At 63.1% G+C, this 18,335-nt stretch carries 22 protein-coding genes; 11 read left to right on the top strand and 11 right to left on the bottom strand.

Annotated elements, in window-relative coordinates; all coding sequences use genetic code 11:
* Position 1: 1 nt before the first annotated feature.
* Genes dtd through dapF form a run of 5 tightly spaced genes read right to left on the bottom strand, consistent with a single transcriptional unit; the run spans position 2 to position 3,127 of the window.
* Positions 2–451, bottom strand: a complete 450-nt coding sequence (gene dtd, locus KP001_RS14675; protein WP_217286350.1) for a D-aminoacyl-tRNA deacylase — start codon at positions 449–451, stop codon at positions 2–4.
* Complete coding sequence (locus tag KP001_RS14670) at positions 448–966, bottom strand: O-acetyl-ADP-ribose deacetylase (protein ID WP_217286349.1); 519 nt, start codon at positions 964–966, stop codon at positions 448–450. Before KP001_RS14670 ends, dtd begins: the two co-directional genes overlap by 4 nt.
* A gap of 24 nt (positions 967–990) precedes the next feature.
* Positions 991–1,842 carry a deoxyribonuclease IV gene (locus KP001_RS14665; protein ID WP_217286348.1) on the bottom strand — a complete coding sequence of 284 codons (852 nt, stop codon included), beginning with the start codon at positions 1,840–1,842 and terminating at the stop codon, positions 991–993.
* On the bottom strand, positions 1,842–2,279 hold the full coding sequence (locus tag KP001_RS14660) for an HIT family protein (RefSeq protein WP_217286347.1): 438 nt from the start codon (positions 2,277–2,279) through the stop codon (positions 1,842–1,844). The genes KP001_RS14665 and KP001_RS14660 overlap by 1 nt, the downstream gene beginning before the upstream one ends.
* An 11-nt stretch (positions 2,280–2,290) precedes the next feature.
* A complete protein-coding gene (dapF, locus tag KP001_RS14655; RefSeq protein ID WP_217286346.1) occupies positions 2,291–3,127 on the bottom strand; it encodes a diaminopimelate epimerase in 837 nt (278 codons plus the stop codon).
* 134 nt (positions 3,128–3,261) lie between these two features.
* On the opposite strand from dapF, the gene KP001_RS14650 reads away from it, so the two are divergent.
* From KP001_RS14650 to larE, 3 genes are all read left to right on the top strand, one after another.
* On the top strand, positions 3,262–3,471 hold the full coding sequence (locus tag KP001_RS14650) for a hypothetical protein (RefSeq protein WP_217286345.1): 210 nt from the start codon (positions 3,262–3,264) through the stop codon (positions 3,469–3,471).
* Positions 3,472–3,582: 111 nt separating this feature from the next.
* Entirely contained in the window at positions 3,583–4,041 is a 459-nt protein-coding gene (locus KP001_RS14645) for an RrF2 family transcriptional regulator (RefSeq protein WP_217286344.1), read from the top strand.
* Between the two features lie 98 nt (positions 4,042–4,139).
* On the top strand, positions 4,140–4,946 hold the full coding sequence (gene larE / locus KP001_RS14640; protein ID WP_217286343.1) for an ATP-dependent sacrificial sulfur transferase LarE: 807 nt from the start codon (positions 4,140–4,142) through the stop codon (positions 4,944–4,946).
* A 4-nt stretch (positions 4,947–4,950) separates the two neighbouring features.
* Here larE and KP001_RS14635 read toward each other — a convergent pair whose 3' ends face one another.
* Together KP001_RS14635 and KP001_RS14630 are read right to left on the bottom strand one after the other, a co-directional pair.
* Entirely contained in the window at positions 4,951–5,373 is a 423-nt protein-coding gene (locus tag KP001_RS14635; RefSeq protein WP_217286342.1) for an Hsp20/alpha crystallin family protein, read from the bottom strand.
* A gap of 104 nt (positions 5,374–5,477) precedes the next feature.
* Positions 5,478–5,651, bottom strand: coding sequence for a hypothetical protein (locus KP001_RS14630; protein ID WP_183345018.1), 174 nt, complete (start codon positions 5,649–5,651; stop codon positions 5,478–5,480).
* Between the two features lie 184 nt (positions 5,652–5,835).
* On the opposite strand from KP001_RS14630, the gene KP001_RS14625 reads away from it, so the two are divergent.
* From KP001_RS14625 to KP001_RS14615, 3 genes are read left to right on the top strand one after another with little or no spacing between them, the layout of a single operon-like run.
* A complete protein-coding gene (locus KP001_RS14625) occupies positions 5,836–6,009 on the top strand; it encodes a DUF4177 domain-containing protein (RefSeq protein ID WP_217286341.1) in 174 nt (57 codons plus the stop codon).
* A complete protein-coding gene (gene polA, locus KP001_RS14620) occupies positions 6,010–8,688 on the top strand; it encodes a DNA polymerase I (protein WP_217286340.1) in 2,679 nt (892 codons plus the stop codon).
* Positions 8,689–8,738: 50 nt separating this feature from the next.
* Positions 8,739–9,728, top strand: coding sequence for a PilZ-like domain-containing protein (locus KP001_RS14615; protein WP_217286339.1), 990 nt, complete (start codon positions 8,739–8,741; stop codon positions 9,726–9,728).
* Here the strand turns inward: KP001_RS14615 and KP001_RS14610 are convergent.
* Together KP001_RS14610 and KP001_RS14605 are read right to left on the bottom strand one after the other, a co-directional pair.
* Positions 9,712–10,563 carry an HDOD domain-containing protein gene (locus tag KP001_RS14610; RefSeq protein WP_217286338.1) on the bottom strand — a complete coding sequence of 284 codons (852 nt, stop codon included), beginning with the start codon at positions 10,561–10,563 and terminating at the stop codon, positions 9,712–9,714. The genes KP001_RS14615 and KP001_RS14610 overlap by 17 nt on opposite strands.
* Before the next feature lies 1 nt (position 10,564).
* Positions 10,565–12,481, bottom strand: a complete 1,917-nt coding sequence (locus KP001_RS14605; RefSeq protein ID WP_217286337.1) for a GspE/PulE family protein — start codon at positions 12,479–12,481, stop codon at positions 10,565–10,567.
* Positions 12,482–12,731: 250 nt separating this feature from the next.
* Here KP001_RS14605 and KP001_RS14600 point away from each other — a divergent pair, with 250 nt between their 5' ends.
* The 3 genes from KP001_RS14600 to KP001_RS14590 all read left to right on the top strand — a co-directional run bounded on the left by KP001_RS14600 (position 12,732) and on the right by KP001_RS14590 (position 14,960).
* Positions 12,732–13,448: a Smr/MutS family protein gene (locus KP001_RS14600; RefSeq protein ID WP_217286336.1), complete on the top strand. Its 717-nt coding sequence runs from the start codon at positions 12,732–12,734 to the stop codon at positions 13,446–13,448.
* Positions 13,449–13,570: 122 nt separating this feature from the next.
* Positions 13,571–14,473, top strand: coding sequence for an ROK family protein (locus tag KP001_RS14595; RefSeq protein ID WP_217286335.1), 903 nt, complete (start codon positions 13,571–13,573; stop codon positions 14,471–14,473).
* A gap of 88 nt (positions 14,474–14,561) precedes the next feature.
* The gene (locus KP001_RS14590; RefSeq protein ID WP_217286334.1) at positions 14,562–14,960 is read left to right on the top strand and encodes an FKBP-type peptidyl-prolyl cis-trans isomerase; all 399 of its coding nucleotides are present in this window, start codon (positions 14,562–14,564) and stop codon (positions 14,958–14,960) included.
* A gap of 131 nt (positions 14,961–15,091) precedes the next feature.
* Here the strand turns inward: KP001_RS14590 and KP001_RS14585 are convergent, their stop codons facing one another.
* Together KP001_RS14585 and KP001_RS14580 are read right to left on the bottom strand one after the other, a co-directional pair.
* Positions 15,092–16,243: a T6SS phospholipase effector Tle1-like catalytic domain-containing protein gene (locus KP001_RS14585; protein WP_217286333.1), complete on the bottom strand. Its 1,152-nt coding sequence runs from the start codon at positions 16,241–16,243 to the stop codon at positions 15,092–15,094.
* Between the two features lie 120 nt (positions 16,244–16,363).
* Entirely contained in the window at positions 16,364–16,660 is a 297-nt protein-coding gene (locus tag KP001_RS14580; RefSeq protein WP_217286332.1) for an MTH1187 family thiamine-binding protein, read from the bottom strand.
* A 211-nt stretch (positions 16,661–16,871) separates the two neighbouring features.
* Between KP001_RS14580 and KP001_RS14575 the strand changes: the two genes are divergently transcribed.
* Positions 16,872–17,819, top strand: coding sequence for an NmrA family NAD(P)-binding protein (locus tag KP001_RS14575; RefSeq protein WP_239027789.1), 948 nt, complete (start codon positions 16,872–16,874; stop codon positions 17,817–17,819).
* Positions 17,820–17,938: 119 nt separating this feature from the next.
* The gene (locus KP001_RS14570) at positions 17,939–18,331 is read left to right on the top strand and encodes a response regulator (protein ID WP_217286330.1); all 393 of its coding nucleotides are present in this window, start codon (positions 17,939–17,941) and stop codon (positions 18,329–18,331) included.
* Positions 18,332–18,335: the final 4 nt, after the last annotated feature.

The raw sequence follows: 18,335 nt of genomic DNA, 5'->3' as shown, positions 1-18,335 counted from the left end.
TTCAGCGTTTGGGCGGGGTCTCCAGGATGAAGGTCACCGGGCCGTCGTTTACCAGCGACACCTCCATGTCCGCCTGGAAGATCCCGCTTTGCACCGGCACGCCTAGCTCCCAGACCTGCCCCATGAAGTAGCTGTAGAGCTTGTTGGCGTCTTCCGGTGCGGCAGCGGTATCGAACGAGGGGCGTCTCCCCTTGGAGCAGTTGCCCGCCAGGGTGAACTGGGAGACGGCCAGCACCTCCCCCTTGACGTCGGGGAGTGCCAGGTTCATCTTTCCCTGGTCATCGGAAAAGATTCTCAGGTTGACGATCTTTTCCGCCATCCACTCTGCCTGGCTGGTGGTGTCGCCGATCTCGACGCCAAGCAGCACCAGGACCCCGGGGCCGATCTCCCCGACCACCTTCCCCTCCACAGTAACGCTGGCCTGCTTGACCCGCTGAATTACCGCCTTCACTGAAAAACCTCCTGCACCGTTTCCCGATAGATCCGCGCGTCCTCGGCGGAGAACGCAACGAAGATAATTTTCCCCAGTTCCGGGTAGTTCGCCAGCGCCGCCTTGGCCTCTTCCAGCGCGATGCGGCAGGCGGGACCCTTGGGATAGCCGTAGACGCCGGTGCTGATGGCGGGGAAGGCTATTGCGGCAAGCCCGTTTTCGTGTGCCAGCCGGAAGCAGTTGCGATAGCAGGACCGGAGCAGTTCCGCCTCGCCGCGGCCGCCGCCGTGCCAGACCGGCCCCACGGTATGGATCACGTGCCGGGCCGGGAGCCGGTACCCCCTGGTGATCTTCGCCTCTCCGGTGGGGCATCCCCCGAGGGGGCGGCACTCGGCGAGGAGTTCGGGGCCTGCGGCCCGATGGATGGCGCCGTCCACCCCGCCTCCGCCCAGAAGCGAGCTGTTGGCGGCGTTGACGATGGCGTCCACCGCCACCTTGGTGATATCCCCCTGTACGATCTCGACCTTGTCGCGCATGCCGCACCCCCTGCCGGTGCCGGATCAGCTTCCGATCAGGCTCCGCAAAAGTTTCAGGTTCACCGCATCCATCTCGTCGTCGTCCCCTTTCGGCGTTTCGATCACCTTGGGGACCAGTGCGAAGTGCGGGTCGTTCAGGATAAAGCGGAAGGGCTCCAGGCCGAGCGTCCCGGCGCCGATGTGCTCGTGGCGGTCCACCTTGCACCCGAGCCCCTTCTTGGAATCGTTGAGGTGGAAGGCCATCAGTCTGTCGATCCCGAGCAGGGCGTCGAATTCGTCGAAGGTCCGGCGGTAGCCGTCGTGGTCGGCGATAGGGTAGCCGGAGGCGAAGGCGTGGCAGGTGTCGAAGCAGACGCCGAAGCGTCTCGGGTCGGAGCACCCCTCCATAATCGCCTTCAGGTGCCCGAACGTGTAGCCGAGGTTGCTCCCCTGGCCGGCCGTGTTCTCCAGCAGCACCTTCCCGGTGAACTGCGGCACCTCGGCGAAGAGCTGGTCGAAGGCCTCGCAGACGCGCCTGATACCGGTCTCTTCGCCGTCACCGTTGTGCGAGCCGGGATGCATGACCACCTTGTCTATCCCGAGCGTGGCGCAGCGCTCCAGTTCCTCCCGGAAGGCGATCAGGCTCTTGTCCTTCACCTCCCCGGGGGCGGCGGCGAGATTGATCAGGTAGATGTCGTGGCTCATGACGCTCTTCATGCCGCTGGCCGCGAACTTGTCCCGGAACAGCTTCGCGTCCGCGTCGGAAACCGCCTTGCCGCGCCACTGGTTGGCGTTCTGGGTGAAGACCTGGATCACCCCGCAGCCGGAAGCGACCCCCCGGTCGACGGCGTTGTGGATCCCCCCCGATATGGAGACGTGCGCGCCCAGCAGGTCCATTACGCCCTCCCCTTTACGCCCAGTTTCCCGAGGTGGGTCCTGATCAGCTCGGCCCGGGCCTGGTACTCCTCGCTTTTGAGGATCAGTTCCTGGTGCGGCTCGCTCCAGTGCGGGCGGGGCCAGAGCGGGTCGGCCGAGCGGCGCGGCACCACGTGCCAGTGCATGTGCGGCGCCATGTTGCCCAGCAGTTCGTAGTTGATCTTGTCCGGGGCGAAGGCGTTGTAAAGGGCCTCGGCAACGGCGCAGACCTCCGCCATCACCCCGTTTCTCACCGGCTCGGAGAGGTGGAATAGTTCAGTGACGTGGTCCTTGGCATAGACGAAGCAATACCCGGCGAAGAACTGGTCCCGGTTCAGCGAAACCAGGGTGTGCTCCAGTTCGATGACCCGCTGGTCCACATCGTCTTCCCACTTGGTGCAGATAGGGCATGAATTCATAAGGATCCCTTTTAGATTTCGATCTCGCCGCTGAAGACCTCAACCGCAGGACCGGTCATGTAGATATTGCCGTCCTCGCTCCATTCCATTTCGAGGTCGCCGCCGGTGAGGTGGTTCAGGATCTTCCTCTCGGTGAGGCCGTTCAAGACGCAGGCGGCGGTGACCGCGCTGGAGCCGGTGCCGCAGGCGAGCGTCTCGCCGGCGCCGCGCTCCCAGGTGCGCTGGCGCACTTCGGTGCGCGAGATCACCTGCACGAACTCCACGTTGGTGCGGCGCGGGAACAGCTCGTGGTTCTCGATCAGCGGCCCGTACTTCGCCACCTCGAAGTTGTCGACGTCGTCGACGAAGATCACGCAGTGCGGGTTCCCCATCGAGGCGCAGGTGATGCTGAAGGTGGAGTGGAGGATGTTGAGCGGTTCGCCGATCACCTTTTCGTCGGGATTGCCGACCATCGGGATCTCCTTCCGGGTGAGCCGGGGCGGCCCCATGTTGACCCGCACCTTCTCCACCTTGTCGTTCGCGCCGGTAAAGAGCTGCAGGGTCAGAATCCCGGCTCCGGTCTCGGCGGTAATCTCCTTCTTGGCCACAATGCCGTGGTCATAGGCGTATTTGGCGACGCAGCGGATGCCGTTGCCGCACATCTCGCTCTCGGAGCCGTCGGAGTTGAACATGCGCATCCTGACGTCGGCCTGTTGGCTCGGCATGATCAGGATGAGGCCGTCGGAACCAATGCCGAAGTTGCGGTCGGATACCTTGACGGCGACGGCGGCGGGGTCCTGCACGGATTCTTTGAAACAGTCGACGTAGACGTAGTCGTTGCCGGCTCCCTGCATCTTTGTGAATTTCATAGAGAAAGACCCCCAAGAAAAGTATCTTTCTCTAATAACAAAAACGGCCTGCCGCAACAAGCGAAAAACCGGAATCCTTGACCGGGGCGTATACTTTTCAGTAGTATCATGAGAAAACACGGCAGGGAGGATTAATGGAAATCAAGAACAAGATCTGGATGAACGGCAACCTGGAGTGGTACGCCTACATCGGCGACGCCGAGGTTTTCCTGGGGAGCCGCGAGGTTCCGGTGCCGCTGGAAGAAGGGGACAAGTGGACCAACATGTACGGCGATGTCTTCCAGGTCGTCGACGGTTCCATCACCCTGATGGAGCGGGTCGAGCCGCCGCAGCGGTACTGGTGATATGGCGCACGTCCGCGGTGGTAAATGCGGAGATGCAATTCTTTATATTCTTGACATGAAAAATGTGGTATTGTATCCTCGCTTAACCATTAAACAGCGGGAGATACAGACATGAGACTTTCCACCAAGAGCCGTTACGGCCTTAGGGCTCTTTTTGACATCGCCTACAACGCCGGGAGTCAGCCGGCGCAGATTCAGGACATCTCGCGGCGTCAGGATATCTCGCCCCGTTACCTCGAACAGATCTTCCAGGGGCTGAAAAAGCACGGCATCCTGAAGAGCAAGCGCGGTCCCCAGGGGGGATACTGCCTCGCCAAGAGCCCCGAGGAGATCACCGTGCGTGCCGTGATCGAGGCGACCGAGGGGGATACCCTCATCGTCGACTGCGCCGGCAGGAGAAAGGGGGAGTGCGGCTTCGACGGGAGCTGCGTGACGCAGACCGTGTGGGAGGAGTCCAACACCCGGCTCAACGAGTTCTTCGAGTCCATCACCTTGAAGACGCTCTGCGAACGGGGGGAGGCGCTGGGGATCAAGCGGGAGCAGGATCACCGCTTCATGTACTTCATCTAGACGGCAGGCAGCTTTCCATAAAAAAAACGACTGCAGCCGCGGCGGCACCAACGGCTGTTACGTGTGGGGCGTCCCCGGGCGCGGTCCTGCGAGGCCCCATGGCAACACCCCAGGAAAAATACACCAAACTGCAAGAGATCCTGCGCGAGATGGGAACCGTCCTGGTTGCGTTCTCGGGTGGGGTCGACTCCACTTTTCTGCTCAAGGCGGCCATCGACACCCTCGGAACGGGGGGCGTCCTGGCCGTCACCGCCACCTCACCCACCTACCCCGAAAGCGAGCTGAACGAGGCCAAGCGCCTTGCCGCATCCCTCGGCGCCACCCAGATCCTGGTCGAGTCCAACGAACTTGAGATCCCGGGGTTCAGCCACAACCCCAAGGACCGCTGCTACCACTGCAAAAGCGAGCTGTTCCGGATCTGCGGCGACAAAGCGCGCGAGCTCGGCTTCGCCTTCGTCGCCGACGGCAGCAACACCGACGACCTCGGGGATTACCGCCCCGGGCGGGTGGCCGCCTGCGAACTGAAGGTGCGCTCGCCGCTGCTCGAAGCGGAACTGGCCAAGGAAGAGATCCGGGAACTCTCCCGCGGGCTTGGCCTCCCCACCTGGGACAAGCAGGCCTACGCCTGCCTGGCCAGCCGGTTTCCCTATGGCACCGAGATCACCGAGCAGAGGCTCAACCAGGTGGAGCGCTGCGAGGAGTTCCTGAAGGGGGAGGGGTTCCGGGTGTACCGGGTGCGGTTCCACGAGGAGAGCGCGCGCATCGAACTCTCCGAGGCGGAACTGGGGCGGATGCTTGAGCCGCAGTTGCGGCTGCGGACGCTGGACTTCTTCCGGCAGGCCGGTTTCACCTACGTCTCGCTCGACCTGCAGGGGTACCGCACCGGCAGCATGAACGAGGGGTGAAGCCTCAGGCGATTTCCACCGTGATGGTCTTGGGGATGACGATGGTGAGGACGCCGCAGTCGCAGCTCGCGCTGAAGCTCGAGGCGTCGAAGTCGGGGGGGACGGCGAAGCTCCTTTGGAAGGGGCCGAAGTAGCGCTCGATCCGGTGGAAGTTCTCCTTTTTGATCTCCTCGCCGTGCCTTCTTTCCCCCCGTATGGTCAGGGTGTGCTCTTCGGCGCGGATCTCGATGTCGGAGAGGTCCAGGTCGGGAAGTTCCACCTTGATGGTAACCGCGGCGTTGCTCTCGTAGACATCCGCCGGCGGGTGCCAGACCCCCTCCCTGATCTCCTCGCCGATCTCGCGGGTCCAGGCCAGGTCCAGCAGCCGGTTCATCTTGTCCTGCATGCTTCTGAGTTCGCTGAGCGGGTTGTACCTGACGATCGCCATCTTCTCCCTCCGCAAGGTGCGCCACCGGGCGCGTATGGTAGGCAAAATTTAAGGGGAGGGAGCCGTTTCCTCAAGCCCCCTCCCCGTTGTTTCCTTCTCCTGGTTTAAATCCGCTTCCCTTTGGGTACGGTGTGCTTCAATTTTTTGGAGCCGTCGTAGAGGTGTTGTTTCACCAGTTCCCGTTGTGCCTTCAAGTCCTTTTTCTCGTAGTCCATTGCCAGGTTGATTTCCATCCGCTGTGCCAATTCGTCGATGGTTTTTTCTTCGTCTCGTGCCATGCTGGCTCCCCTTTTACCTGGTTGTTAACGCCGACGCCTAACTGCCTGAACTTGCTGCACCCCCTTTTTTGAGTTTTGAGAATCATAGCAGTTTGGATCTTTTTTGCAACAGAACATTTCGCCTTGAAGCATAAGGGGTTATCGGATATTATGGGCCGGAAAATCCCTGTCGTGAGGAGTATTTATGCTGCAGTACAAGGTCGTCGAGTTAAGCCATGTTTCCGAGGACTCCATCGAGGAGGCGCTGAACGAATGGACCCGGAAGGGATGGAAATTCGACGCCATGCAGTTTGCCATGCGTGACGCCAGCAAGCGCCCGGCCATGGCCTTCGTGGTCTTCACCAAAGAGGAGAACTAGGTGGCGGCCGAGAGAGAAACACTGTACCTTTTGGACGGCTCTTCCTACATCTACCGGGCATATTTCGCCATCCGCCACCTGAGCTCCCCCAACGGCTTCCCCACCAACGCGCTCTACGGTTTCACCCAGATGCTCCTGAAGGTCATGAAGGACAGGGCGCCGGCTCACGTGGCCGTGGTGTTCGACGCCGGCAAGATCACCTTCAGAAACGAGCTCTTTCCCGCCTACAAGGCGACCCGAAGCGCCATGCCCGAGGACCTGGCCCAGCAGATCGAGCCGATCAAGCAGATGGTGCGCGCCTTCAACATCCCCGCGCTGGAGCTTCCCGGCTGGGAGGCGGACGATATCATCGGGACCATCGCCCAGAAGGCGCAAGCCGCCGGGCTGGACTGCGTGGTGGTCACCGGCGACAAGGACCTGATGCAGATCGTCACCGAGCACGTGACGCTTCTGGACACCATGAAGGACAAGAGCTTCGGCATCCCCGACGTCATCGAGAAGTTCGGCGTGGAGCCTGCGCGGGTGGTCGACGTGCTGGCGCTTTGGGGGGACACCTCCGATAACATACCCGGCGTCCCGGGCGTCGGTGAGGTCACCGCGAAAAAGCTGCTGCAGGAGTTCGGCACGCTGGACGAACTGCTGGCGCGGGCCTCCGAGGTGAAGGGAAAAACCGGGGAGCGGCTCATCGAGTTCGCCGACCAGGCCCGCCTGTGCCGCACCCTGGCCACCATCGACTGCAACGTTCCCATCGAGTACAGCATCGATGACTTCGCCGTCACCCCTCCCGACAACCGCCGGCTGGCCGCGCTGTTCCGCGAGTACGGGTTCGCCACGCTCTTGAAGGACCTGACCAGTTCGCCCACCCTTTCCTGCGACCATTACGCGCTGGTGCTGACGGAGGGCGAGCTGCGCGAACTGGTGGCGAAGCTGGAAAAGGCGCCTGCCTTCGCCATCGACCTGGAGACCACCAGCCTGAACCCCTTCGAAGCGGCCGTCGTGGGGTACGCGGTCAGCTGCCACTCCCACGAGGCCTACTACATACCGGTCGGGCACCGCTACCTCGGGGCACCGGAACAGCTCCCCGAGAAGCTGGTGCTGGAACTGCTGGGACCGCTCCTCGCCGACCCCGCCCGCAAGAAGATCGGCCAGAACCTGAAGTACGACTACCAGGTGCTGCAGCTGGCCGGCGTGAAATTCGCCGGCATCTGGTGCGACACCATGCTGGCGGCCTACCTGGTCAACCCGTCGCGCAACAGCCAGGGGCTGGACGCCCTTGCGCTCGAGTACCTGGACCACCGCATGATCTCCTACGCGGAGGTGGCCGGAACCGGCAAGTGCGAGCTGAACTTCTCCGAGGTGGACCTCGACCGCGCCGGCCCATACTCCTGCGAGGATGTCGACGCCACCTTCCTGCTGCACGAGATCCTGCTCCCAAAGGTGCGTGAGCAGGGTATGGAGACGCTCCTTTTCGACGTCGAGATGCCGCTTTTGGAGATTCTGGCGGACATGGAGCTGTGCGGCGTGAAGCTGGACCTGGAGCTCATGAAGGAGCTTTCCACCGGCTTCGGGCGGCAGCTCATCGAGCTGGAGGCGAAGATCCACGACCACTGTGGCGGCCCCTTCAACATCAACTCCCCGAAACAGCTGGGCGAGATCCTCTTCGAGCGGATGGGGCTCGCGGTCGGCAAGAAGACCAAGGGGAAGACCGGCTGGTCCACCAACGTGGAGGAGCTGGAGCGGCTGGCGGAGCAGCACGAGGTGGCACGGCTGCTGCTGCAGTACCGGAGCATCTCCAAGCTCAAATCCACCTATACCGACGCGCTCCCGAAGCTGGTGGACCCGAGGACGGGGCGCGTGCACACCTCCTACAACCAGGCTGTCACCAATACCGGGAGGCTCTCCTCGTCCGACCCGAACCTGCAGAACATCCCGGTGCGCGGGGCGGAGGGGCGCGACATCAGGCGCGCCTTCGTGGCCGAGCCCGGGAGCCTGATCCTCTCCGCGGACTACTCCCAGATCGAGCTGCGGGTACTGGCGCACCTCTCCGGGGACCGGGTGCTCAGTGAAGCCTTCGCCTCCGGCGAGGATGTCCACCGCCGCACCGCCGCCGAGGTCTTCGGCATGTTCCCGGAACTGGTCACCCCCGAGATGCGGCGCCAGGCCAAGGTGATCAACTTCGGCGTCATCTACGGCCAGGGCGCCTTCTCGCTGGCCAAGGAGCTCGGGGTTACCGCGAAGCAGGCCAAGGCCTTCATCGACAGCTACTTCGAGCGCCATGCCGGGGCCCGGAGCTTTCTCGACAGCTGCATCTCCGAGGCCGAGACCTGCGGCTTCGTCACCACCATATTGGGGAGAAGGCTGCAGATCCCGGAGATCGCCAGCAAGAACGGCAACATACGCGCCTTCGCCCAGAGAAACGCCACCAACTACCCGATCCAGGGCTCGGCCGCCGACATCATCAAGGCGGCCATGATCAAGGTGTCCCGCCGCATGCGCGAGGAGCGGGTGGCCAGCCGCCTGATCATGCAGGTGCACGACGAACTGGTGTTCGAGGTCCCTGAAAACGAGCGGGAACTGATGGAAGAGCTGGTGCGTAGCGAGATGGAAGGGGCGCTCCCCCTCTCTGTGCCGCTCAAGGTGGACCTCAACTTCGGCCAGAACTGGGCCGAAGCCCACTAAGGTTTTCGGCGCCAACCGCCGAAGAGGTGCTTGGCAGGGACGGAGGTGTTATGGCTGAGGAGCTGGAACAATACGCGAGATACTTCCATGAAGGGGCCCGCGTCCGCGTGGGGATACCGCTGGAGGGGGGCGGCTGGTTTCCCGAGTGGGGCTCGGTCGCCACGCTGGACGACGACCTGCTGCTGGTCGATCTCTCGCGGGACCAGCTTCCCGAGGAGACGAGGCTCGAGACCGGCCAGACCCTGAACGTGGGGCTCCCCGAGCAGGAGCAGGGGCTCACCTGCCGCGCGGTGCTGGTCCGCGTCGACGGCGTCGAGCACCGCCTGGCACTGCGGCTGATCGAGGACGTCTACCCCTTCGAACCAAGGGAGTACTACCGCCAGGATGTCTACCTCCCCCTGGACTACCGGCTCCCCCTGTCCCAGATCGAGGCCGACGTCAGGCTGCGCTGGCTGGCGCGCCGCCGGGAGATGGAGTTCGCCGCGCAGGCCCCGGCACCAGGAGAGCCGGAGGAACTGGAGGACAGCAGGGAGGAGATCCGGGCCAGGCTGGAAAAGCGCAAGGAGAGGCCGCCGGCGGCGGCCAACATCTCCGGCGGCGGGCTGCGCATCAACACCAACGAGAAGCTGATCGTCGGGCAGTTGATCGAGCTGAGCATCTACGTCCCCAACTCGGCACACCTGATAGAGATCGTGGGAGAGGTGGTGGAGGTGCGGGACCTGCCGGACCAGGTGCGCTTCAGCACCGCGGTGAGGTACCGCATGATCGATGAGGCCGACCGTGACCGCCTGATCGGATATATCTCGGCGCAGCAACTGCTTCAGCTTTCCCAGCAGACTCCGAGGGTGCTGCCGTCCCCGGAGCCGAAGATCTCCCCCTTCGCCTGGCGCCTGCAGATCGCCCTGGCCTTCCTCCTCCTGGTCGCCTTCGTCGGCTGCCAGGTGCGGGCCATCCGGATGGCCAAGGAACGCGGCGAGAAGTGGGAGGTGCAGCGCATCTTCGACGAGGGGTTCGTGGAGTTCCTCAAGCGGCAGCGGTGACCATCTCCATGGCATCCTCGATCATGATCTCCAACTCGGCGAGCATGATCTCCTTTATCCCCATGCTTTGCGCCTCGAACGTCGCCGCCAGCATCAGGTTCGGCTCCGGCGCCCCCCCAAGCCCCAGCTTCCGGCAGGCGTGATCCACCAGCCGTACCAGGCTCAAAAGCACGTTGCTGGTATCGGTGACTTCGGTGTGATGATCGCGCACGATGGTGCAGTAGAGTTCCGGCAGGTTCCACTTCTGCATCAGCTGGTACCCCGACTCCGTGTGCATGGCCGCGATGATCTCCGAGGTGAGTTCGCGCGACACCCCCTTCCGTTCCCCGTCCGAGGCGAAAATCCCCTCCAGGACCTTCAGTATCAACAGGCTCCCGATGTCGTGCAGCAACCCGGCGATGAAACCCTCCTGCGCGAGTTGCTTGTAGCCGCTTTTCTCGCACAGCCAGCGGGTGCCGATCGCGCAGCCGATGGCCTGCTTCCAAAGAACCTGCGAGTGGCTCTTAAGCTCCGGGTGGGTGAAGCTGTTGTAGCTGTTTTGCTGGGAGGCGAGCATGGCGACGCTGGCGATCTCGCGTGCCCCCAGCCGGACCACCGCGTCGGTGATGGTGGTGACCTTGGCGAGCCCGCTGAAGAAGGCGGAGTTGGCGAGCCTGAGGATCTGGCTTGTCAGCGCCTGGTCCTTGATGATCAGCGCCACCACCTGGTCGATGGTGAAATCCTTGGCGGCGAGGATACCCTGCAGCTTGACCGCGACCGGGTGGAAGACGGGAAGATTCAGGGTTTCCGATTCCAACTGTTCCTTGACGACCTCCACGAAGGGTTTGCTCTGCATGTCATTCCCCCAGAAGGCGCCTGATCTCGGCGATCGGGCGCGGTTTGCCGATTCGCGGCAGCAGCCGCACCGTGTCGTGCAGCGAAACCTCGCCCCGCGCCGCCTTGCACAGCCCCGATTCCAAAAGGGTGACCATGCCCGTGGTTTCGGTCGAGATCTTCCTGATCTCGTAGGAGGTCTTCTTGCTCAGGATGGCGTCCTTCACCAGTTCGTTCAAAATGAGCATCTCGAATACGCCGACCCTGCCACGGTAGCCGCTGTAACGGCATTTCCCGCACCCCCGTCCGGTCTTGAACTCGGCGCCCCTGAGGTCTGTGTTGCTGTAGCCGATCCTCCTCAGTTCGGTGGGGTTTGGGAGGTACGGCTCGGCGCACTCCGGGCAGATCCGGCGCAGCAGGCGCTGGGCCAGGACGCAGACCACGGTGGAGGCGATCAAAAACGCCTCGATGTCCATGTTCATAAGGCGCAGCAGCCCGCCGACGCTGTCCTCGGTGTGGAAGGTGGTGAGGACCTTGTGTCCCGTCAATGCGGCCTGGATCGCCGTCTCGGCCGAGAAGTTGTCCCTCATCTCGCCGAGCACGATGATGTCGGGGTCCTGGCGCACGATGTGGCGCAGCGTCTCTTCGAAGGTCACCCCGATCTTCTGGTTGATGGAGCACTGGGCGATCCCCTCGATCACGTATTCGACCGGTTCCTCCGCGGTGACGATACTGGTCGTGAGCTCGTTCAGGTGCTGCACGCAGCTGTAAAGAGTCGAGGTCTTGCCGCTGCCGGTGGGACCGGTGACGATGAGGACGCCGCTTGGCGTATCCAGGGCGTCGTCGATGAAGCGCTCCAGCATGCGTGCCGGCATGCCGATCTCCTTGAGGTCGAGCAGCTCACCCTTCATGCTCAACAGGCGCAGCACGATCTTCTCGCCGTGGATGGTGATGTAGAAGGAGACCCTCATGTCGAGGGTGGCGCCGCTCTTCGGGCTCTCGTAGCATATCCTGCCGTCCTGGTGCCTTCTTCTCTCCGCGATGTCGGCCTCGGCCATCACCTTGATCCTGCTGCTGACCGGCAGCGCCAGTTCCTTGGCGAGGTCCTTGTAGAGCACCAGCATCCCGTCCCGGCGGAAGCGGACCCTGAGCACGCTGCGCATCGGCTCGATGTGGATGTCGCTTGCCCCCTCCTTGAGCGCCTCCTCGAAGATGGAATTGACGATGCCGGTGACGGTGTGCTCGTCGGTCGCGGTGCCGTCGCCCTGGATCATCCCCCTTTTCAGGAGGGTGAAGGCCTCGCGGATCGCCTTCATGGTGCAGATGGTGAAGACCGTGTTCCCTTGGCCGAAGAGCTTCTCCGCCGTCCGCCTTCCCTCCAGGTTCAACGGGTCCGCGATCGCCACCAGGATCTGTCCGTTCTCCTCCCGGACCGGGACGAAGTTGTGCTGGGCGAGCCAGTGCTGCGGGACCTTTGCCAAAAGCGACCGGTCGATGTCGGCGGCCTGCAGGTCGATGAAGGGGTAGCCCAGCTGGAAGGCGAGCACCTCGGCCAGCGTGTACTCCTCGATGAAACGCTGCTCCACGAGGATCTCGCCCAGCATCTTGCAGTTGTCCCCGTCGCGCTGGATCCCGAGCGCGGCCTGCAGTTCCGCGGGTTTGAGGTAGCCGAGCTCCACCAGCAGGGCCCCCAGCTTCACCGACACGATGTTGTTGCGCAGGGTCTCCCGCAGCTGCCCCCGACTGAAAAATCCCAGCTCGAGCAGCACCGCGATCAGGGTTCTCGGCGTCACCAGCTTGGTCTTCACCCGCTGGGCATACGCCAGCTGGGTCTCAGCCAGGTAGCCGGATCTGACCAGCAGCGAGGCGATCTCCAGGCCGGAGTCTTCCATCCCGTCTTTGCGGGTGGATTTGTTCGGGTAGTTGCCGTAGCTTTCCATGCACCTTCCCCCGCGTGAGCGCCGGCATATCCCGGCTGCCTGACGCTGATTGACACTCCTCGTTGACATGGGCCCCAAAACCTTGGTAGTATACCATGCCGATTGGAGCAGGCTAATTTATCTCCTCTTTCTAAAAACCTCACCTCTCGAAATAAATACCAGTAAAAACAGCATGTTGTGCTAGCGCGCATCTGTCACTGCGCAGGATCGGGCCGCAGGCAGAGCTGAAGCAAAGGAAAGGGCCCGCCCTATGAAAAGGAAGGACAAAGAGAAACAGCAGCCCAAGCAGAAAGAATTCGCCGCCTCACCCTTCAAGGCCCTCAAGGGCGCCTCTTTGCAGCTGCAGGGTGCAGCGGCCTCGACTCCGGCGAAGAAGAAGGAAGAGAAGCCCGCGGCTGCGGCACAGGAGCTCTCCGACGAGATGTTGTTCTTCGAGGCGGTCGCGGGGATCAAGCGTCTGTCCGGGACCGCGCCTGTGGCGCAGGTGAAGGCGCAGCAGACGGCGAAGGCCCGGCGTGACGAGGAAGACCAGGAGGTTTTCCTGAAGGCGCTCGAGGCCCTGCGGCTTGATGTCCGGTTTTCCGACCAGGTGCAGGACGACGAGCCCGCTCCGCGTCCGGGGGCGGTGAACCGGCTGCGCCAGGTACGCCGCGGCGGCATCAGGATCGACCTGCAACTCGACCTGCACGGGCTGACCCGGGACGAGGCGGTGGAAAACCTGGAGCGTTTCGTGAGGGGCGCCTACAACCGGGGGCAGAAGGGTGTGCTGGTGATCACGGGCAAGGGGAACAACTCTGCGGGTGAGCCGGTCCTGAGGGTGGCCGTGGCCAACTGGCTCAGGGAGCACGGCAAGGGGATGGTCGCCGAGTTCGTGCAGGCTCCCAGCGACATGGGGGGGAGCGGCGCCTTCGTGGTGTTCTTCAAGGAGAAAAAGGTGGAACCGGAAGAGACGGAGTCCGGGGAGTAGGGGCCAGCTTTCGCCTGCCGCCACGGACACCCTCAATCCCCTCTCCCGCAAGGAGCGGGAACCAGCGGAAGACAAATGCATGGCCCCCGTTCCCGGGGGCCTATCTTTTTTAGGGAGTGCACATGACAGACGCTGACCTGTATCGTATCGGCATCGACCTCGGGGGGACCAAGACGGAGGGGGTGCTCCTCGACCCTCTGGACGCGGTCCTGGCCCGACAGCGCCGCTCCACGCCGCTGTCGGAGGGGTACCAGGCCGTCCTGGAGTCGGTGGCTCAGCTGGTGCGGGACCTCGCGGCACGACTCCCGGAGGGGGTGCCGTACAGCGTCGGTGTGGGCATTCCCGGCTCGGTGGATGCGGTCACTGGCCTCGTGCGCAACGCCAACTCCGTCTGCCTGATCGGGCGTCCCTTCCCGGCCGACCTGGAAAAAATCCTGGGGAGAAGGGTCGGGGTGCGCAACGACGCGGACTGCTTCACCCTGGCCGAGTGCCGCAAGGGGGCGGGCGTCGGGCACCAGGTGGCGTTCGGGGTGATCATGGGGACCGGCTGCGGCGGTGGGATCTGCATCGACGGAATCGTGCGCGAGGGGCCGCACCGTATCAGCGGCGAGTGGGGGCATGTCTCGATCGATCCCGCGGGGTCCCCCTGCTACTGCGGCAACCGCGGCTGCATCGAGACCAAGATCAGCGGGTCCGGCGTGGAGGCGGCCTATCTCGCGCGCAACGGCGTGAGCCTCACCATGGAGGAGATCGTGGCCGGAGCGCGCCGCGGCGAGGCGCGTACCCTCCTGGCCTTCAACACCTTCCTCGACGACTTCGGCCGCAGCCTGGGCGGCCTCATCTCGGTCCTCGATCCCGACGCCGTGGTCCTTGGAGGAGGTCTTTCCAACATCGAGGAGCTCTACCACGCCGGCCTGGAACGGGTGCGGCACTACGTCTTTCACAACGACCTGCGCACGCCGGTCCTGAAAAACGAGTTGGGTGATTCCGCCGGCGTCTTCGGGGCCGCCTGGATCGGGGTCTGAGCGGTTTCCGGTGTCGTGTTTGAAATAATTAATGTCTTTGCTACTATAGTGTGGTTTCTGGTCCAACCCCCAAAAAAGGCGGTGCCCCATGGAAACCGAATCCGGCAAAAGGGTCAATATCAGGTACAAGTGCAGGCTCGATGACGGCAGGGTCTACCTGGTCGGCGAGCACAACACCTTCGAGTTCGTGGTGGGAACGGGGCGCGTTCCTCCCGCCCTCGAGCAGGGGCTCATGGGGATGGCCCGGGGGGATCACCGGGTGATACGCGTGCCGGGCGCAGAGGCGAACCTCTTCCCCTTTCCCCTGGGCTCCCACTTCGCCTTCTCGACCGGCCGGGCCCCGGGCGTCGCCTACGATTTCGGCCCCGGTGCGGGAGGGGACGTCTCCCTTTCCCTCCCCGGCAGGACCCGTGATTACCGCGAGCCCCTTCCCGCCGGGCAGGACGTCTTCTTCGAGGTCGAGATGCTCGCCGTCGAGGAGCGGTAAACGCGGCGCCCTTCTGCGTGCGTTCCACCATCACCGGTTTCCTGCCGCAACCGGCAAAGAAAACAACAACGCCCGCCCCCAAGGGGGCGGGCGTTCTATTCAGACCGGCGCTGCGGCGACTCCGCCGCTCATCAGGGTGACGCAGGCAGTTCGAACTTTATCGTGACATACCCCTTGTTCCTGGGGGCGTACCCCTTCATCTGGCGGCAGATCTCGTGGCAATATTCGTTGCCGTACTCCGTTGCCCCCATCATCCGGTAGTGCCGGTCTTTCAACATCCGGTACACGCCGCCGAGGAACTGGTTAAAGGAGTCTGTCGGGCGCGCCTGTTGGATCTTTTCTTCATCCACCTGCTGCATCGTCGTGAAGGTCAGCCCGCTTCCGTTCAGCAGGCTCTTCTTCTGCATCCATGCCAGCGCTGCATCGGCAAGGGGATGCTCCGGCACCTCGTACCCTCCGCCGACATCGGCGTGCGCACCCGCAAACCATACCTGCTCCATGACCTGGTTCACCTTCTGCTTGGGATTCCAGATCGTCACATCGTAATTCTCCCTGTGCTCGTCTATGGCGATGGCGTGAAAGGCGTTCTCGACGATGGCGCTTAGTTCCTGGTCGTGAAACTTGTACTGTTCGGCGTTGAAGGATTCGAACAGTTTGAACGGGATACCAAGGGCGCCGACGGTATCCCAGACCCCGAGCAGCCTGATCTTCACGTCGGGGTAGGCATAGTTTCCCCTGAAGATCACCGCGAAATCCGTGTCGGCGCTGCCGTCCCGGTTGCGGTAAAGCTGGTAGGCGTCCATGATGTGCGGAACGTCATCGGCTTTCATCTTTTTCAACTGATCGAGGTTCGGGCGCGGCCAGCAGGGGTAGTTATCATCGTCCCGGATCTTGAGAATCTGTTCCCGGTCCAGCAGCCCCGAGTTCCTGATCAGCCCCACCAGGCTCCTGGCCGTGTAGGCGCCGCGGCTGAAGCCGTAGACGTAGATCTCGTCGCCAGGATCGTAGTTGTCGATCAGGAATTTGTATCCCTCGCGGATGTTGAGCGACAGCCCGTAGCCGAAGGCGCCGCCGCGGATGTGTTCGTACCACTTGGTGCCGACGCCGGAGTCGTACCATTTCAGGGTACCGGTGGTCAGGCCACCACCGGCGTAATTCCTGGCATCGACGCCGGCGATGGAGACGAAGAGCCTTTCCACGTTGGTGTTGGTGTCTCTCCCGTCGCTTTTCTCGTCCGGTTTGTTCCAGGTCCCATCAAAGCACATCACCAGTTTCTTCGACATAGACGAACCTCCCATGGGAAAAGATTGACGTCCCTCCCGGCGCGGCCAGCCGGGACTGTTGAAATATATGTGGGGATGCACGTTTTGCAAGCGGCTCGAACCTCTCCGCACAGGGGAGCCTTACATCTTCTCCTTCACGCTCCTGATCTTGTCCTCCATGCTCTGCTCCCGGTCGGTGCGGGTGCCGAGCTTAACGGTGGAGGTGATGCGCGGGGCGCCCATGGCGTGAACCGTCTCATGACAGCGCTTGATGGCGGCGAATACGTCGTCCCACTCCCCTTCGATGTTGGTCCCGTAGGAATGCAGCGCGATCTTCAGGCCGGCGTCGTTCAGAACCTTTTCGCAGGCAGCGATGTAGCTGGAAAGGGATACGCCGACACCCAGCGGGACGATGCACAGGTCAACCATGACTTTCATGACGTTTTCTCCTTGCGTGACTGATGTTGGCTCCCGGATGATGCGGGGCCAGGTAGCAATGATAATGGATGCGGGGCAGGTTTTAAAGCGGCAAACTTCCATTGAATGAGACGCTTGCCGCGCAGGTTCGGGCGGTGTTGACTTTGAGTGTCCAGCACCTAAACTGATTCAATTCGGATGTCCCCAAAGAACAGTAACAGCGGAGATGCTCTTGAGCCAGAGTGAGAACGCCAAAGCGAAGGTACTGATAACCGGAGCCACCGGTTTCATAGGGAGGAGGCTCGTCGACGCGCTGACAGCGGAAGGGATCCCGGTGCGCTGCCTGGTGCGCCGGCCCGACGCCCCCTTCCCGCCGCAGGTGGAGGTGGCCCAGGGGGACCTGTTGCAGCGCAACTCGCTGCTCGCTCCCCTGCGGGGGATCGAGACGGCCTACTACCTGGTGCACGCCATGGCCGGGGAGCGCGCCGGCTTTGAGCGGCGCGACCGGCAGGCGGCGGAGAACTTCGTGGCTGCGGCGGAGATGCAGGGGGTGAAGCGGGTCATCTACCTCGGGGGGCTGGGGGAGGAGGGGGACCAACTCTCCGAGCACCTGGCGAGCCGCCTGGAGGTTGCCAGGATCCTGCAGCGCGGCGCCTTCCAGACCACCTACCTGAGGGCCGCCGTCATCATCGGCGCGGGGGGCGCCTCCTTCGAGATGATCCGTTACCTCGTGGAGAGGCTTCCGGTCATGATCACGCCGCGCTGGGTCTCGACCAAGTGCCAGTTCATCGCGGTGCAGGACGTGATCGCCTACCTGGTGGGGTGCCTGAAGGACCCGCGCACGGCCGGGAAGACCTACGACGTCGGCGGACCGGAACTCCTCTCCTACAGGGAGATGATGGAGCACTTCGCGGCGGTGGAAAAGAAGTCCATCAAGATCATCCCGGTCCCGTTTCTCACCCCGAAACTCTCCTCCTACTGGGTCTGGCTTATCACGCCCGTGAAGCCCTCCATTTCCATGCCGCTCATAGAGGGGCTGGGCAACGAGGTCATCTGCCACGACCAGGAAATCCGGAAGATCCTCCCCATCCCGCTCACCGGCTTCGAGGCGGCGGTGCGACTGGCGCTCGAGGAGGAAGGCGCGGAGCGGCTCGAGCCGTCACAGGAAACAAAACAGTAAGCGGCATTCAAGGCTCATGAAACGACGCCGATAAGGATGGCAGTGGATCACCGGCGGCGTGCGGATGACGGCCGGGAAATCAGCCGCGGCGCCACGGGCGTGGCCGTTGGGGGAGCGATATGAAGTGCCTGATCATTGAAGACAACGAATTCCTGCGTGAGGGGCTCATGATGTTCCTGCAGGGGGTGGCGGATATCGAGACGGCGGGCAACGGGCGGGAAGGGGTGGATCTGTTCAGCGCCGCGCTGCGACAGGGGCCTCCTTTCGACCTGGTGCTGCTCGATATCGTCATGCCGGAGATGGACGGGCAGCAAGCGCTGCGGCTGATGCGCAAGGCCGAAAAGGAAGAGGGGACGGCAGGGCGCAAGAGCGTGATCATCATGACCACCTCCTTGAACTCTCCCGCCAACATGGAGGAGGCGATGTGGGACGGCGACTGCACGGACTACCTGGTCAAACCCGTATCGCGGGCCGATTTGATGGCCGTGCTGCAGCGCCACGGGCTGCTCTGACAAG

This window comes from Geomonas subterranea, from assembly GCF_019063845.1.
In the GTDB taxonomy this organism is placed as follows: domain Bacteria; phylum Desulfobacterota; class Desulfuromonadia; order Geobacterales; family Geobacteraceae; genus Geomonas; species Geomonas subterranea.
Note: the sequence above shows the minus strand (reverse complement) of the source record. Positions and strands in the feature narration are given on the sequence as shown.

Bases quoted from the DNA above. Each gene is read 5' to 3' on its own strand.
- KP001_RS14610 (WP_217286338.1), bottom strand. From the start codon at position 10,563: ATGCAGAGCAAACCCTTCGTGGAGGTCGTCAAGGAACAGTTGGAATCG.
- KP001_RS14605 (WP_217286337.1), bottom strand. From the start codon at position 12,481: ATGGAAAGCTACGGCAACTACCCGAACAAATCCACCCGCAAAGACGGG.
- larE (WP_217286343.1), top strand. From the start codon at position 4,140: ATGGCAACACCCCAGGAAAAATACACCAAACTGCAAGAGATCCTGCGC.
- KP001_RS14600 (WP_217286336.1), top strand. From the start codon at position 12,732: ATGAAAAGGAAGGACAAAGAGAAACAGCAGCCCAAGCAGAAAGAATTC.
- KP001_RS14615 (WP_217286339.1), top strand. From the start codon at position 8,739: ATGGCTGAGGAGCTGGAACAATACGCGAGATACTTCCATGAAGGGGCC.
- KP001_RS14660 (WP_217286347.1), bottom strand. From the start codon at position 2,279: ATGAATTCATGCCCTATCTGCACCAAGTGGGAAGACGATGTGGACCAG.
- KP001_RS14635 (WP_217286342.1), bottom strand. From the start codon at position 5,373: ATGGCGATCGTCAGGTACAACCCGCTCAGCGAACTCAGAAGCATGCAG.
- KP001_RS14570 (WP_217286330.1), top strand. From the start codon at position 17,939: ATGAAGTGCCTGATCATTGAAGACAACGAATTCCTGCGTGAGGGGCTC.
- KP001_RS14595 (WP_217286335.1), top strand. From the start codon at position 13,571: ATGACAGACGCTGACCTGTATCGTATCGGCATCGACCTCGGGGGGACC.
- KP001_RS14650 (WP_217286345.1), top strand. From the start codon at position 3,262: ATGGAAATCAAGAACAAGATCTGGATGAACGGCAACCTGGAGTGGTAC.
- dapF (WP_217286346.1), bottom strand. From the start codon at position 3,127: ATGAAATTCACAAAGATGCAGGGAGCCGGCAACGACTACGTCTACGTC.
- KP001_RS14580 (WP_217286332.1), bottom strand. From the start codon at position 16,660: ATGAAAGTCATGGTTGACCTGTGCATCGTCCCGCTGGGTGTCGGCGTA.
- KP001_RS14590 (WP_217286334.1), top strand. From the start codon at position 14,562: ATGGAAACCGAATCCGGCAAAAGGGTCAATATCAGGTACAAGTGCAGG.
- KP001_RS14645 (WP_217286344.1), top strand. From the start codon at position 3,583: ATGAGACTTTCCACCAAGAGCCGTTACGGCCTTAGGGCTCTTTTTGAC.
- KP001_RS14630 (WP_183345018.1), bottom strand. From the start codon at position 5,651: ATGGCACGAGACGAAGAAAAAACCATCGACGAATTGGCACAGCGGATG.
- KP001_RS14670 (WP_217286349.1), bottom strand. From the start codon at position 966: ATGCGCGACAAGGTCGAGATCGTACAGGGGGATATCACCAAGGTGGCG.
- KP001_RS14665 (WP_217286348.1), bottom strand. From the start codon at position 1,842: ATGGACCTGCTGGGCGCGCACGTCTCCATATCGGGGGGGATCCACAAC.
- KP001_RS14625 (WP_217286341.1), top strand. From the start codon at position 5,836: ATGCTGCAGTACAAGGTCGTCGAGTTAAGCCATGTTTCCGAGGACTCC.
- KP001_RS14585 (WP_217286333.1), bottom strand. From the start codon at position 16,243: ATGTCGAAGAAACTGGTGATGTGCTTTGATGGGACCTGGAACAAACCG.